This is a genomic window from Exiguobacterium qingdaonense, from assembly GCF_018617855.1.
Classification (GTDB): Bacteria; Bacillota; Bacilli; order Exiguobacteriales; family Exiguobacteriaceae; genus Exiguobacterium; species Exiguobacterium qingdaonense.
Window position 1 is genome coordinate 179,770 of sequence record NZ_JACSKY010000002.1, and the last position, 15,700, is coordinate 195,469.

The window sequence follows — 15,700 nt, forward strand, 5'->3', positions numbered from 1 at the left end:
GAGAAAGCAGGTGCATTATGTATCAAGAAGATTTTAAATCCGGATTCGTCTCGATCATCGGTCGACCGAATGTCGGGAAATCGACATTCCTCAATCGAGTGATCGGTCAAAAGATTGCCATCATGTCGGATAAGCCTCAAACGACACGAAACAAAGTACAAGGTGTATACACAACGGATGATTCCCAAATCATTTTCATCGATACACCGGGAATCCATAAACCGAAACACCGTCTCGGCGATTTCATGATGAAAGTGGCGACGAACGCTCTCCGTGAAGTCGATGCGATTCTCTTCATGGTGAACGTGACGGAACCACGTGGTGCCGGAGATGACTTTATTATCGAGAAACTAAAAGGGCTCGATACACCAATTATTTTGGTCATGAACAAGATTGATTTGATTCATCCAGATGAACTTCCGAAGGTGATTGAGCAATATACGAACGAATTAGATTTTGCGGCATATGTTCCGATATCGGCACTACAAGGTAATAATGTGGAGCCACTGTTAAAAGAAATTAAGAAACTGCTACCGGAAGGACCGATGTATTACCCGGCCGACCAAGTGACCGACCACCCGGAGCGATTCATCATTTCAGAGATGATCCGTGAGAAAGTGTTGCACAAGACAAGGGATGAAGTCCCTCATTCGATTGCTGTTGCCATCGAATCGATCAAGAAACGTGAAAACTCAGAGATGATTGACGTCGAGGCCGTCATCATGGTCGAGCGCGATTCACAAAAAGGAATCATCATCGGGAAAAAAGGGGCGATGCTTCGTGAAATCGGAACGGACGCCCGCCATGATATCGAGGCGCTTCTCGGTACGAAAGTCTATTTGAATCTTTGGGTCAAAGTGCAAAAAGACTGGCGAAACAAGATGGGTCAGCTACGTGACCTCGGTTTCCGCGACGACGAGTACTAAGTCATGTTACAAAAAGTCACGGGAATCGTCGTTCGTACCGTCAATTATGGGGAGTCGAATAAAGTCGTGACTTTGTTTTCGGAAGAACTTGGCAAAGTCGCGATTATGGCGCGTGGTGCGAAAAAACCAGGTAGTCGTTTTCATGCCTCGAGCCAGCCGTTTGTGGAAGGCGTTTACATTTTTCCTTCTAGCCGTGGGCTCGCACAGTTAAAATCATCTGATGTGATCACGTCCTATCCTGAGATTAGAAAAGACGTCGACCGGATGGCGTACGCAATGTATTGGTTAGAGCTTGTTGACCGGGCTGCTGAGGACCGTGTTCAAAATCGTCCGCTGTTTCGGATGTTGCGGGACGCGCTACAAGCGTTGAATGCCGGGATGGATCCGGATGTGATCACGCATTATGTTGAACTACGTGTGTTACATCTATTAGGAGTCGCCCCTGTATTGACGGGATGCTTACGCTGTGGAGACGTGACCGATCCGATGTACTTCTCTGTCGCATCGGGCGGGTTCTTATGTGCGAGACATCAAGAAGAAGGGGCAGTTCGACTTTCTGAACGTTTGGCCAAACTTCTCTATTTGATGAGCAAACATGAACTGTCGGAATTTCGGAACGTACCACTATCGGATGAGTCAAGACTATTATTGCGACAGCTCTTCGATGCGTATATGGAATCATATAGCGGCCTGCGACTGAAGACGAAGCGTGTACTCGATCAAATGATTCGACTTCATATGAATGAGGATTGACTTTTTATATTGAATTCGATACGATGATTTACGATTAGACAAATGAATTAGCGTGCGCGATGAAGGAAAAAAGTAACTCTTCCTGTCATGATGAAAGCGAGTTCGGGATGGTGTGAGCCGAATATCATGTGAAGTGTGAATGGCGATTCCAGAGTGCCCACATCTTTTTAAGAGTGGCCCTAATTTTAAGGGCAAGTAGGGTGGAACCGCGGGAATCAATCCCGTCCCTATGTGCTAGGCACATAGGGGCGTTTTTTGTCGTTTCAATTTTATTGGAGGTGTCATTTATGAAACATATGACCATGCAAGAAATCATTCTCACACTGCAAAACTTTTGGGCATCAAAAGGTTGCTTGACGATGCAGGCGTACGATGTGGAAAAAGGAGCAGGAACGTTAAATCCGATGACGACGTTGAGAACATTAGGACCAGAGCCGTGGAACGTTTGTTACACAGAACCATCACGTCGTCCAGCCGACGGGCGTTACGGAGAGAACCCGAACCGTTTGTATCAACACCATCAATTCCAAGTGATCATGAAGCCGTCACCGAACAATATTCAAGAGCTATACTTAGAGAGCCTTGAATTAATCGGAGTCAATCCTCTTGAACACGATATCCGTTTCGTCGAGGACAACTGGGAAAACCCGACGTTTGGAGCGGCGGGACTCGGTTGGGAAGTTTGGCTCAACGGAATGGAGATCACGCAGTTCACCTACTTCCAGCAAGTCGGAGGTATCGAATGTGACCCGATTGCCGTGGAAATCACATACGGGCTCGAGCGTCTCGCATCATATATCCAAGAAGTAGAGAGTGTGTTCGACCTCGTATGGACAGATGGATTCAAGTATGGTGACATCTTCTATCAACCCGAGTTTGAGCATTCAAAATATACGTTCGAACTATCGGACGTCGATATGTTATTCTCGCTCTTCGATACGTATGAAAAAGAAGCGAAGCGCGCCCTCGAAGAAAATCTTGTCTTCCCGGCTTACGATTACATCTTGAAATGTTCGCACACGTTCAACTTGTTGGACGCGAAGGGCGCCATTTCGGTGACGGAACGTACAGGCTTCATCCAGCGTGTACGTAACATGTCCCGTGCATGCGCGGCTAAATTTATCGAAGAACGGGAACGTCTCGGTTTCCCACTTTTGAAACAAGAGAAAGCAGGTGACTTGGATGCGTGATCTTTTACTAGAGATTGGATTAGAAGAACTTCCGGCCCAATACGTCTTACGTTCAGAGGCGCAGTTGGCAGAACGCGTCGATGTATTTTTAAAAGAAGCGCGTGTTGATTTTGGCTCAATCGAGGTGTACTCCACACCGCGTCGTTTGGCTGTCATCGTTCGTGATGTGGCGGAGACGCAACAAGATTTGACAGAAACGCTTCGCGGACCTGCGAAAAAGATTGCGCAAGACGCTGAAGGGAACTGGTCCAAGGCGGCCCAGGGATTTGCTCGCGGGCGCGGATTGACGGTAGAGGACCTTTATTTTGCAGAAGAAAAAGGAGTCGAATATGTCTTTGCAGAGCGTCATGAAAAAGGTAAAGAAACGACTTCGTTATTGAGTGGTCTTGAAGACGTCATTCGGAGCCTGACGTTCCCGAAAAACATGAAGTGGGGCACGAGCAGTTTACGATATATGCGACCAATCCGTTGGCTGATCGCGCTTTTCGGTCGAGACATCATCGATTTCACAATCGAGGGCGTGAAGACCGGGAATGTGACGCGTGGTCATCGTTTCCTCAGTAAGGGAGACGTGGTCATCGAATCGCCTAGCGAGTATGTACAGACGTTAACATCTGCTTTCGTACTGGCGAACTATGAGGCGCGTAAAGCTGAAATCGAGCGTCAAATTCAAACACTCGCTTCAAACCAGGGGTGGAAAATCCCGCTCGATGCTCGTTTACTGGAAGAAGTGACGAATTTGGTCGAATGGCCGACTGCCCTCTTCGGTGAATTTGATGAAACGTATCTCGATTTACCTGAAGAAGTGCTCATCACAACGATGAAAGAGCATCAGCGCTATTTCCCAGTCTATATCGATGGCACGTTGAAAAACTATTTTGTCACTGTACGAAACGGGGACGCGAACCATCTTGAAAATGTAGCGAGAGGAAATGAAAAAGTCATCCGAGCACGTCTCGCAGATGCCGTCTTCTTCTATGAAGAGGACAAAAAAACCAAAATCGATGATCAAGTAGTTCGCCTTGACCGCATCGTCTTCCATGAAAAACTCGGGACGACCGGAGCGAAGTCACGTCGCGTAACGGAAATCGCAGAGACACTTGCACCTTTATTTGAGGCAGACCTCGATAAAGTAAAACGTGCCGGCGCGATTCATAAGTTCGACCTCGTGAGCCAAATGGTATACGAATTCACAGAACTTCAAGGGATCATGGGTGAGAAGTATGCGCTTCAACAAGGTGAGGACAAGGAAGTGGCAACAGCGATTCGTGAACACTACATGCCTCGCTTCGCAGGGGATGCCTCTCCAGAGACGGCGACTGGTGCTGTGCTCGCCCTTGCCGATAAACTCGACTCGATTGCTGCGTTCTTCGGCATTGGTATGATTCCGAGTGGTTCACAAGACCCGTTCGCCCTTCGTCGTCAGGCCCAAGGTGTCGTTCAAATTCTTGGCGACTGGAAAATCGATCTCTCAATCGAAGAGCTCCTCTCAAAAGTTGTCGAATTACAACTTGAAGCAGGACTCTATGAAGCCGATAAAGAACAAGTCAAGACTCAACTTTTTGAGTTTTTCAAACTCCGTTTGAAGTATCGCTTGCAAGAACAACATATTCGTTACGATGTAATCGACGCTGTGCTGACGACGTCATTGACGGTAGGCCGCCTCGACGCACGGGCGAAAGCGATTCAAGACTTTGTATCGACGGATGCGAAGGCGTTAATCGAACAGTTATCGCGTGTCGTCAATATCTCGAAAAAAGGTGAGCCTGGTGTTGTCGACCCGGCATTGTTTGAAAATGAATATGAGGCTGCATTGCACGAAGCGATTGAAAAAATCGAGCCTGAAACGATGGACGCTGTGCAGTCGGGAGACTATACGAGAGCGTTACACCTGTTAAGCACGCTTGAATCACCGATCATGATGTACTTTGAACATACAATGGTTATGAGTGAGGATGAGACGGTGCGCCATAACCGTCTCCATGAAATGAGCCGACTTGCTACGACGATTCATCATGTCGCAGACTTTAATGCGCTCGTACTCTGAACAAACTAGAGGGGGTTGGCTATGCAACTGAATGAACGCCAACAAAAAATTGTTGAGATCGTGAAGGAGAACGGACCGATCACTGGAGAGCAAATCGCGCAAGAGTTGTCATTGACACGAGCGACGCTGCGCCCCGACCTTGCGATTTTAACGATGACTGGAATACTTGAAGCTAGACCGCGTGTCGGCTACACGTTCGTTGGCAAACGGAACTCGTCGATTCTCCGAGAAAAGTTGGACTCTTTGACCGTCGGAGACTTCATGTCCTCTGCGAAAGTCGTTCGAGATGAGATGACGGTATATGATGCGATCGTTACCTTGTTTTTAGAAGATGTCGGCTCGTTGTTCGTAGTCGGACGTGATCGGGAGTTAGTCGGAGTGTTATCTCGAAAAGACCTCCTTCGTGCCGCGATCGGGAATCAAGATTTAGACCAGTTACCGGTCAACGTCATCATGACACGCATGCCGAACATCACCGTATGTGAGAAAAGTGAGACGTTGATTCGGGCAGGCATGAAATTGATTGAAAAACAAATTGATGCCATGCCTGTCGTGGAAGAAAAGGATGGGAAGTTGATTGTGCTCGGTCGTATGACGAAGACCAATATGACGAAAGTGCTCATTGCGTTAGCGAACGATGAGTCAATCTGAGGAGGAAACTGATTTGACTACGAAGCAACTTGTGTTCGTTGTAAGCGACTCTGTCGGGGAGACGTGTGAACTCGTCGTCCGGGCAGCGAGTATCCAGTTTCACGAAAATGCGATTGAAACACTGCGTATCCCGTTCGTAGAGGATGAACAGACCATTCTCGACGTCGTCACCCAAGCGAAAGCTCAACAGGCCATCATCGCCTTCACACTTGTCAATGAAGAACATCGGGCCCTGCTCATGAGACTAGGGGAAACGCATCAAATCAAGACGGTCGACTTGCTCGGCAACTTGCTTGACGTTTTGTCAACTCAATTGAAAGAGGCACCACGTGAGAAACCTGGTCTCATCTATCGATTAGATGATGATTACTTTCGAAAAATCGAAGCGATGGAATTCGCTGTCAAATACGATGATGGCCGGGACCCGCGCGGACTGAAAAAAGCTGATATCGTGCTAGTTGGGGTCTCGCGGACATCAAAAACCCCATTGTCTCAATATTTGGCACTCAAACGATATAAAGTCGCAAACGTGCCTCTCGTCCCGGAATCACGACCACCTGAAGAATTGTTTGACCTGCCTGCGGAACGATGTGTCGGGTTGATCATTTCTCCTGAAAAGTTGATTTCAATCCGAATGGAACGTCTCAAATCACTTGGATTGAAACCGGAAGCGGATTATGCACAACTCGAACGAATCAATCGCGAACTTGAGTATGCGCGAGGGATTTATGAACGTATCGGGTGCGATGTCATTGATGTGACAAACAAGGCTGTCGAAGAGACGGCAGGGATTATTTTGCGTCATCTCGAACACTCAAAAGACGATTGATTCAAATAAGCGTTTCGATTAGTAATCGTTGCCTTAAGAAGGTATAATAGAGTATTGACAGTACAGTGAAACGGAACGTGTTGCGCGTTCCGTTTCGTTGCGAGATTGGAAACAGGGAGTGGTCAACATGCCACGTATACCAGATGAAGTCATCGCAGAAGTGAAACAAGCGACCGATATTGTGGATTTAATTGGCGAACGCGTCGAGTTGAAGAAACAGGGGCATCGCCTTGTCGGGTTATGTCCGTTCCATTCTGAAAACACTCCTTCCTTCTCTGTTTCACCTGAGAAGGGAATGTATCACTGTTTCGGCTGTGGTGCCGGAGGGAATGTATTCACATTCGTGATGGAGACCGAAGGCTTGTCGTTTCCTGAAACGGTAGAACGTTTGGCGACGCGAGCAAATATTTCAGTGGATGGCATTCAAGGGGACGAGGAACTGACGCGTGAGCAAGTATGGCGCAAACAGATGCGAGATGCGCATCGACTCGTCGCCGATTTGTATCATGAAGTGTTGATGAAAACGGAAGCTGGCGAAGAAGGGCTTTCGTATTTAAAGAATCGCCACTTAAGCGAAGATACAATCGAGCAGTACAAGATTGGTTTTGCTCCGGACCAACGGCGCTTTACTGTCGAGTTGTTGGAGCGGCGAGGTTTTGACCTAGAAGTGATGGTTGAAGCAGGTTTGATTTCAAAGTCGAAGGCCGGTGAATATTATGACCGGTTTGAAGGACGGGTCGTCTTTCCGATTGCGGATCGAGACGGTACCATCGTCGGCTTTAGTGGACGGGCGATCGATGACCGACAACCAAAGTATGTGAATACGTCTGAAACACCGCTATTCAATAAAAGTGAACTTTTATTCGGTTTCCCTCAAGCGCGGGCATTGATGCGAAAGAAAAAACGTGTCTTCCTCGTCGAGGGGAATGTTGACGTCCTGCAAGTCGCACAAGCAGGTACGCAAGAAGTCGTCGCATCACTCGGAACCGCATTTTCCCAACAACACGCAAGGGCATTGTCCCGAATCGTGGAAGAAGTCATTATCTGTTATGACGGGGACCGTGCAGGCCAAGAAGCGACACAAAAAGTCATTCGCCAACTCGAGGCGTCTCCACTCGACGTACAAGTTTTACCGCTACCTGAAAAGACGGACCCGGATGATTACATTCGTCAACATGGTGCGTCGCGCTGGCAACAGTTTATTGAAACTGAACAGTTGAGTGTTCTCGATTTTATGAATCGTATGCTCCGGCAAGGAAAAAACTTGAACCGAGAAGGAGAACGGATTCGCTTTATTGAATCTATGCTTGAAGAGATTGGAAAGACGAATGATTCGATCCGAAGAGATTTATATGTGAAAAAATTGTCAGATGAGTTTGATGTTCCGCTAGAGACGCTCCGCTCGAGAATTCCTCGTCCGACGTCAAGCGAATCAACTCCCGCACGCACGATGGAGCGAGTCGAGCCGGTAAAAAAACGTTCCACTAAAACGAGTGAACCACGCTGGATGAAAGCTGAAAAATATTTGTTGCGTGCGATGTTGACCGGTCCTGAGCAGGTCCGATTCGTCCGTGATCGCTTAGGTTTGCGCTATCAAGATGAGACCCATCGTATGCTAGGCACTGCCCTATACGAGGTTGTCTCCGAAACGATGACGCAAGATGAATTTGATCAAGTCACGCTCCCCTTTATGGAACGTTACTGTGATCAACGACCCGATTATGCGACGCGTTTTGCAGAGATTCGGCTCATGGCTGGTCCGGATGAACTGTCTGAAGAGGTTTTAGACGAATACATTCGGGTCATAAACAGTTATGAGGAGCAACGTCAAATCGAGCGTGCAAAAAGGGAAATCGCTCAAGACGCTTTAAGTATGCAAGACCAGGCGTCCAAGCTACAAGAATTGATTGCCCGTAGTCGTCGTCTTCGAGAACGATGATCGTGGATGAAGTTTGGAAGGAGTTGAACTGCTAAATGGCAGAGAAGAAGAAAGAGGATTTATTTAACGCCATAGATGAGCTTGAAAAGTTAGGAAAGAAAAAAGGCGTTGTCTCAATGCAAGCGATTCAAGACCGCCTCAGTCATTTTGAGGTGGATTCGGATTTTATCGATAACTTCATCGAAGATTTAGAAGCGAAGGACATCCGCGTCACAGAGGATGCGGCAGATGCAGAAGAAACACCTGCCAAGAAAGAAGATGAAGAAGTCGATTTAAACGACTTATCCGTACCACCCGGAATTAAAATCAATGACCCGGTTCGTATGTATTTGAAAGAAATCGGTCGAGTCGATCTCCTTAGTGCCAAAGATGAGACGGAGCTTGCGAAGCGAATCGAGCAAGGGGACGAAGAAGCGAAGAAACGACTCGCAGAAGCAAACCTTCGTCTCGTCGTATCGATTGCGAAACGTTACGTAGGGCGTGGGATGCTCTTCCTGGATTTGATTCAAGAAGGGAACATGGGACTCATCAAAGCGGTCGAAAAATTCGACTACATGAAAGGGTTCAAGTTTTCGACGTATGCCACATGGTGGATTCGTCAAGCAATCACGCGTGCGATCGCGGACCAGGCCCGCACGATTCGTATCCCGGTACACATGGTTGAAACAATTAACAAGTTGATTCGCGTCCAACGTCAATTGCTTCAAGACCTCGGTCGTGAACCGTCTCCTGAAGAGATTGCCAAAGAGATGGAACTCACACCTGAAAAAGTGCGTGAAATCTTGAAAATCGCCCAAGAGCCAGTCTCACTTGAGACGCCGATTGGTGAAGAGGACGATTCACATCTCGGAGACTTCATTGAAGACCAGGATGCGATGGCACCACAAGATGCAGCGGCTTATGAGTTGTTGAAAGAGCAATTAGAGGACGTGCTCGATACGTTGACAGACCGTGAAGAGAATGTACTTCGCCTTCGTTTCGGTTTAGATGATGGTCGTACACGCACACTTGAGGAAGTCGGTAAAGTGTTCGGTGTTACGCGGGAACGGATTCGTCAAATCGAGGCGAAAGCACTGCGGAAATTACGTCACCCAAGTCGTTCCAAGCGATTGAAAGACTTCCTCGATTAATTTCATATTTGAATAAAGTGTGAAGTTTTAGAAGAGAGGGAGGAAAATAAGTGATTTTCCTTCCTTCTTTATTATTTTTTGAGTAAAATAGTGTTGGATAGAAATTTGGAATGAACATGAGGGGGAACTACAATGCGTAATCCATTGTTACCGTTTGCGGCCATCGCGATCGTCGCAATTATCGCCATGGTATCATTATCGTATTTTGGTGTGAATCAGGCGCAGCAAGCGGCTGAAGGTCCGGCAGTCACTGAAATGAACCCAGAAGAATTGTATGCAGCGAAGGGTTGCACAGGTTGCCACGGTGGAAATCTTGAAGGGGGCGTTGGTCCAGCGCTTACTGGTGTCGGGGATCGTCTTTCACCTGAAGAAATCGTAGACATCATCGTCAACGGACAAGGCACGATGCCAGCAGGTCTTGCATCGGCTGAAGAGGCTGAAGTGCTTGCCAATTGGTTGGTTGAACAATAAGATGTGACGCACTCCGTAACGGGGTGCGTTTTTTGTTGTCGAAGTGTGAAGATTTCGATACGCTAAGGAAGAAGTAGAATAAAGGAGTTGTCTAGTATGCAAGAACGTGTCGTTTTAGATCGTCGGTTGAAGCAAGTCGTCGACTATATCCCAAAAGAAAGCGTGCTCGCCGATATCGGGTCAGATCATGCCTTCGTCCCGTGTTATGCCTTTCAGCAAGGCATCATTTCAAAAGGAATTGCAGGAGAAGTGAATATCGGTCCAATGGAGGCTGCAAAAGCACAGGTGAACTTGATTGGAGCACAAGATGTGATCGATGTGCGTCTAGGAGACGGACTCGCCGTTTTACATGAAAATGAAGCGACATGTATCTCGATTTGTGGAATGGGAGGCAGTTTGATTCGCTCTATTCTCGAAGCGGGTCAAGATAAGCTCGGTGCGGTCGAACGGCTCGTCCTTCAACCGAATGTGGATGGGCAACATGTTCGGAGTTGGCTACTTGAAAATGGCTATGTCCTTGTCGAAGAAGCGATTGTGGAAGAGAATGATAAGGTCTACGAAATCCTGGTTGGAGAAAAAGGTACTGAGTCCATTTATAGTGACGAGTCGGACGAGCGCATGTGGCAGTTGTTATTCGGTCCGTTTCTCATTCAGGAACGACCAGAACCATTCAAGCTCAAATGGAGCCGTGAAGCCGATAAGTTAGAATATGTGCTCGGACAAATGGCGGACGGCATTCAGTCGGAAGCGTTGGTTCAAAAACAAATCGAGTTTAAACGGATGCGCGACAAGATGAGAGAGGTGAGTGAGTAATGGCGAACGGTAATCAAGTGATTCAACTGTTTGAAGAGTTTGCGCCAAAACATTTGGCAGTCGAAGGCGATAAGATCGGCTTGCAAATCGGGTCGCTCAACAAAGAGGTCAAACGGGTCATGGTGACGCTCGATGTGCTCGAATCGGTTGTAGATGAAGCGATTGAGAACGAAATCGATTTGATTATTGCACACCATCCCCCAATTTTTAGCCCGTTAGCTCAAGTCAATGACCGCTCCACGGCAGGTAACATTACGATGAAGTGCATCCAGCATAATATTGCGGTTTACGTCGCGCATACGAACTTAGACGTGTGTGTCGGTGGTGTCAATGATTGGATGAGTGAGGCGATCGGATTACGTGACACGAAAGTACTCGTTCCAACGTATGAGGAGCCCGTGTACAAGTTATCCGTATTCGTTCCAGAAACGCATGCACAAGACGTCTCGAACGCAATAGGGAAAGCGGGTGCGGGACAGATCGGTAACTATGCGGACTGTCAGTTCCGGGTCTCTGGAACCGGACAGTTCACTCCGCTCGAAGGTACGGACCCGTTCATCGGTCGACCACATGAGACAGAGCAAGTAGAAGAAGTGAGAATCGAGACGGTCGTTCGCGAAAGCCAAAAAAAGCGCGTATTAAAAGCGATGAGAGATGCTCACCCATACGAAGAAGTGGCGTATGACCTCATGCGTGATGAAATCGAGGGGCACGTGTATGGGCTAGGCAGAATCGGTCGACTTGAACAGGCGTTGACGCTCGAGCAGTTCGCCGCACATGTGAAGACGAGCTTCGGTGTTGAAGGTGTGCGGGTCGTCGGGGACCCGGCTCGATTGATTGAGAAAGTGGCTGTCCTTGGTGGGGACGGGAACAAGTACGTCTCTGCTGCGCATTTTAAGGGAGCAGATGCTTATGTCACGGGCGATTTATATTTCCACGTTGCCCACGAGGCGATGGCACTAGGACTTTCGGTCGTCGATCCAGGACACCATGTCGAGAGTGTCATGAAACAAGGCGTGATTGACGTGCTCCGCAAAAAGTTTGAAAAAGCGAAGGTAGATGTCGACTTGATTCGATCTGTTGCGAACACGAACCCGTTTCAGTTCAGATAAAACATGAAAATCCCCCGTCCTCCTTAGAGAATGGGGGATTCCTTCACTTTCGCAATGCCTTTACTTTCGGTAAGATGCTTCGAAGTTCAAGAAATGGTGTTTTATCGTGTGTACTCAAATCTGTAGGGTCATATTGTGTCAAGAAGTCGATGACTTTTTTAGTGATTGGTGTCGGTGTAGAAGCCCCGGATGTCACAGCGACCGTCTCTACGCCTTCGAGCCAATTTAAATCAAGTTCACTCAAGTCGCCGATGCGATAGGCATTCGTTCCGGCAATCTCTTTTGATACTTGGGCCAATCGGTTCGAGTTGTTGGATTTAGGGTCACCGACGACGATTAATAATTCACAGTCTCCGGCTTGTTCAGCGACTGCCTCTTGACGAACTTGCGTCGCGTTACAGATTTCATTATGCACTTCAACATGTGGGTATCGAGCCTGTATTTGTTCGATGAGTGTCGAGACGTCCCATTGACTCATTGTCGTCTGGTTCGTCACAAGAATCTTGCGATCAAAGAGCCGACTTGGTAATTGATCGATTTCATGTTCATATTGTATCAAATGGACGAAATCCGGTGCGACCCCGATGGCGCCCTCCGGTTCCGGGTGCCCGTGTTTTCCAATATAGATGACATCATAGCCGTCTGCCGTTTTTTCACGAATCAAATCGTGCGTGACGAGCACATCCGGACATGAGGCGTCAACAATCGTCAATCCTTTTTCAATGGCACGTTTACGAACGAGCGGAGAAATTCCGTGTGCTGTAAAGACGACTGTGCCTCGATCGATTGTTTCGAGTGCCTGCATGCGGTCTTCACCATCCACCGTTTTGACACCAAGATCTTCAAACGCCTGTGTGACGTGACGATTGTGGACGATCATTCCGAGTATATGAATCGGGCGTGGCAAATCTGGATTTGCGACCGCCTCATTTGCAAGTTTCATGGCATCGACGACACCGTAGCAATATCCGCGTGGACTAATTTTTTTAACTTTCATATGAAGACGAAGGCTCCTTTCGAAGTGCTTTCATACGTATTAGTCTAACATTGTTTCGAAAATACGAAAAGATTTGCGTGTATTCATGCTATAATTTTTAGGTTAGAAAGGAGGGACGCCGTGAATCGTATGAAACAATGGGGAGAACTTAAGAAATCATACTTTTTTCAAATCACGTTTATTATCATCATCATACTAGCACTTGTCATTTCTTCACTTGCTTTTTCTGCTGACCGAGTCACGGTGTCTCGGGCCGAAGAGCTTGCAAAAGAGCAGTTTGATTATGCGATTGATGACAGTATTGAGAACGTCGAATCCCGTTTAGGAAAACTGTATGAAGATTTAGTTTATCTTGGAGCATATGCCGGGAATGAACCGTGGATTGAAGAGCGGATCCGTACGGGGTATTTGAATCAGCGGACGAGCTTTACATCTATCTTTTATTATGATGTCAGGCAAAATTCCTTTAAATGGTATTCTGAACGACGAGTTGCATCATCTGATATAAAGCGCGACCCCAAGTTCACGGAAGTGCTGACTGCCAGTGGAAAAGAACTGTATATGAGTGAACCGATCATGATTAGCGGAGATGTAGGGACGTATTTATACGTACCTGTGATCGAGGAGAATCGACCGATTGGGATTTTTGGGGGAAGCATTAGTGTATTGAACTCTGACCTGTACCGTCGTTCGTTAGAATCATCAAATGACGATATGATCTTGTATTTGCTTGATGAACAAGGTGAAGTGCTAACGACCTCCTTCAACCTCGTCACGGATGCGGAACGCCGTGTATCGCGTGAAGTCATCGACGAAGCGTTAAAGCGTAATACACGGACTATACTGAGTACCGATGAAGATACGTTGATGTACGAACCGGATGCCCGTGTCAGTGGATGGAGTATGCTTGCGAAACATCGGAACGACTCGGTGTATGAAACGGTCTATGATACGCGTTGGCAATACTTGTTGATCGCACTCGTCACATTTTTCTTGAGCATCCTTGTCGGATTGTTGCTCTCCCGCACGTTGACGAACCCGTTAGTCGAGCTGGTCAATCATATTAAAAGGCAACAATCTCTTGGGACGATCGCATTAGAACGTACCGGTTCAAAGGAAGTGGAGACGCTACTCGATACGTACAACGATTATGCACAACGTATGGAAACGTCGCGTCGTGAACAGTTAAGTCAACAACAGTTAATTTTACATCAAGAAAAGCTAGCCTCACTCGGTCAATTGGCTGCTGGTATCGCCCATGAGATACGCAATCCGTTGACGCCTGTACACATCACGTTACAGATGGTGCGAGAAGGTCAGAGTGACCGTGACATGGTAGATGTGGCCATCAAAGAGTTAGAGCGGGCAAATGACTTGATTTCGACGATGTTAACGCTCGCTCGACCCGACCAGGCCGGAAAAAATGAAGAGTGGATCGATATGTTATACTTTGCGAAACGACTTGAGTTCTTAATGGACGCTGAATGTTATAAGCGGCCAACCAAATGGGAACTACTCGTACCGAACGACATGCCTTCATTCTATGCATCTTTTGATATGCTCGTCCAAATCATATACAACCTCTTTAAAAACGCGGTCGAAGCCGTCGAATCGAAAGGTGCAGAGGGCAGTGTCGTCGTCACCGTTCTCTTTACGGAACAGGAATATCGCTTCTTGATTGAAGACAATGGGATCGGCATGAGTGAGGAACAACTTAAACTGGTCGGCTCTGCTTTTCATACAACGAAAGAAACAGGGAACGGTCTCGGTATTTATATGATTCAGGAATATTTGAAGAGTGTAAACGGGACGATGGAGATCGACAGTACAGTCGGACAAGGGACAGCTATGCTAATCAAAATTCCAAGGAGACAACCGTCATGAAGGGGCTCAGACACTATTGGATTTGGTTGCCGATCGTTTGGGCTATGACGATCCTTCTTATTACCTCAATCCAACTTCCGGAAGAAAAGACAAGTGACAAAGAAGTGGGATTCGTATTTGTGAGTGACAAACATGAGCATGCGAATAAACTGTTGGACTCGTTCGTTCATACAGCCAATCAAAAAGGGTTCGTCCCAATCCCGACGACGAGTGAAGATTCCCGCGTCCTCGAAAAAGAGAAACTAGATTCTTTGATTGACCGGGACGTCGAGGCCATTTTTTTGACAACATTAGATGACACATTCATTCAATCTTCATTAGAACGTGCAAACCGCAAACAAATCCCGATTATTGCAATTGACCGTATGATTGATCATTCGAGTGTCCTCACTTCGGTCGTATCTGACAATGTCGATATCGGTCGGATGGCAGCAGAGCAGATTGCTGCAAAATATAGTGACCTTGATCGCCCGATTCGTGTAGTCGAGGTGAGGGGAACTCCAAAAGTTCGTTCCACGATGGACCGTAGCCTTGGAATTCGTGAATACGAGAAACAACATGAAGATCAATTTCAAATCATTGCGTCAATCACCGGCAACTATGACACGTTCCAAGCAGAGATTGAAATGTCGCGTTGGTTGACGGGAGAGATTCCGTTCGATGCTGTCTTTTCACATAACGATGACAATACGTTCGGTGTCGTCAGGGCTTTAGAGAGCCATGGTCTAACAGACAAAACGATCGTGTCGGTGGATGGGGTCTCTGACATTTACCCCCTCATCCAAAACGGGAAAGTCAATGCGACCGTCGTACAGTCCCCGAATGAAATGATGGAAGTCGGCTTTAAGGCGCTCGAGCAACATTTAAATGGAAAGAAAATTGCCAAACATTATTATTCTTCAAGCTATTTATATGAAGGTGTGGCAAAAGATTGATTGACAAATCATTTGATTCCGCT

14 protein-coding genes and 1 other annotated feature are annotated in these 15,700 nt (G+C 47.2%); of the genes, 13 read left to right on the forward strand and 1 reads right to left on the reverse strand.

Annotation, left to right across the window (positions count from 1 at the left end; all coding sequences use genetic code 11):
* Positions 1 to 17: 17 nt before the first annotated feature.
* From era to KNP00_RS04320, 11 genes are all read left to right on the forward strand, one after another.
* Positions 18 to 926: a GTPase Era gene (era, locus tag KNP00_RS04270; protein WP_215142571.1), complete on the forward strand. Its 909-nt coding sequence runs from the start codon at positions 18 to 20 to the stop codon at positions 924 to 926.
* Positions 927 to 929: 3 nt separating this feature from the next.
* The gene (recO, locus tag KNP00_RS04275; RefSeq protein WP_215142573.1) at positions 930 to 1,679 is read left to right on the forward strand and encodes a DNA repair protein RecO; all 750 of its coding nucleotides are present in this window, start codon (positions 930 to 932) and stop codon (positions 1,677 to 1,679) included.
* A 50-nt stretch (positions 1,680 to 1,729) separates the two neighbouring features.
* Positions 1,730 to 1,911: a binding site (T-box leader), on the forward strand.
* A gap of 64 nt (positions 1,912 to 1,975) precedes the next feature.
* Complete coding sequence (glyQ, locus tag KNP00_RS04280) at positions 1,976 to 2,869, forward strand: glycine--tRNA ligase subunit alpha (protein ID WP_215142785.1); 894 nt, start codon at positions 1,976 to 1,978, stop codon at positions 2,867 to 2,869.
* Positions 2,862 to 4,916 (forward strand): glycine--tRNA ligase subunit beta, encoded by a 2,055-nt coding sequence (gene glyS / locus KNP00_RS04285; RefSeq protein ID WP_215142575.1) that lies wholly within the window; start codon positions 2,862 to 2,864, stop codon positions 4,914 to 4,916. Before glyQ ends, glyS begins: the two co-directional genes overlap by 8 nt.
* A gap of 21 nt (positions 4,917 to 4,937) precedes the next feature.
* Entirely contained in the window at positions 4,938 to 5,567 is a 630-nt protein-coding gene (gene ccpN, locus KNP00_RS04290; protein WP_215142577.1) for a transcriptional regulator CcpN, read from the forward strand.
* Positions 5,554 to 6,396, forward strand: a complete 843-nt coding sequence (locus KNP00_RS04295; RefSeq protein ID WP_215142578.1) for a pyruvate, water dikinase regulatory protein — start codon at positions 5,554 to 5,556, stop codon at positions 6,394 to 6,396. Before ccpN ends, KNP00_RS04295 begins: the two co-directional genes overlap by 14 nt.
* Positions 6,397 to 6,523: 127 nt before the next feature.
* Positions 6,524 to 8,335 carry a DNA primase gene (gene dnaG, locus KNP00_RS04300; protein ID WP_215142579.1) on the forward strand — a complete coding sequence of 604 codons (1,812 nt, stop codon included), beginning with the start codon at positions 6,524 to 6,526 and terminating at the stop codon, positions 8,333 to 8,335.
* A gap of 35 nt (positions 8,336 to 8,370) precedes the next feature.
* Positions 8,371 to 9,465: an RNA polymerase sigma factor RpoD gene (gene rpoD / locus KNP00_RS04305; protein WP_215142580.1), complete on the forward strand. Its 1,095-nt coding sequence runs from the start codon at positions 8,371 to 8,373 to the stop codon at positions 9,463 to 9,465.
* A 132-nt stretch (positions 9,466 to 9,597) separates the two neighbouring features.
* Positions 9,598 to 9,936, forward strand: coding sequence for a cytochrome c550 (cccA, locus tag KNP00_RS04310; protein ID WP_215142581.1), 339 nt, complete (start codon positions 9,598 to 9,600; stop codon positions 9,934 to 9,936).
* A gap of 96 nt (positions 9,937 to 10,032) precedes the next feature.
* Positions 10,033 to 10,749: a tRNA (adenine(22)-N(1))-methyltransferase gene (locus tag KNP00_RS04315; RefSeq protein WP_215142582.1), complete on the forward strand. Its 717-nt coding sequence runs from the start codon at positions 10,033 to 10,035 to the stop codon at positions 10,747 to 10,749.
* Complete coding sequence (locus KNP00_RS04320; RefSeq protein WP_215142583.1) at positions 10,749 to 11,861, forward strand: Nif3-like dinuclear metal center hexameric protein; 1,113 nt, start codon at positions 10,749 to 10,751, stop codon at positions 11,859 to 11,861. Before KNP00_RS04315 ends, KNP00_RS04320 begins: the two co-directional genes overlap by 1 nt.
* A gap of 43 nt (positions 11,862 to 11,904) precedes the next feature.
* Here KNP00_RS04320 and KNP00_RS04325 read toward each other — a convergent pair whose 3' ends face one another.
* Entirely contained in the window at positions 11,905 to 12,858 is a 954-nt protein-coding gene (locus tag KNP00_RS04325; protein ID WP_215142585.1) for a 4-hydroxy-3-methylbut-2-enyl diphosphate reductase, read from the reverse strand.
* Between the two features lie 129 nt (positions 12,859 to 12,987).
* Between KNP00_RS04325 and KNP00_RS04330 the strand changes: the two genes are divergently transcribed.
* Complete coding sequence (locus KNP00_RS04330) at positions 12,988 to 14,742, forward strand: sensor histidine kinase (protein ID WP_240542722.1); 1,755 nt, start codon at positions 12,988 to 12,990, stop codon at positions 14,740 to 14,742.
* A complete protein-coding gene (locus KNP00_RS04335; protein ID WP_215142587.1) occupies positions 14,739 to 15,677 on the forward strand; it encodes a sugar ABC transporter substrate-binding protein in 939 nt (312 codons plus the stop codon). The genes KNP00_RS04330 and KNP00_RS04335 overlap by 4 nt, the downstream gene beginning before the upstream one ends.
* Positions 15,678 to 15,700 lie beyond the last annotated feature (23 nt).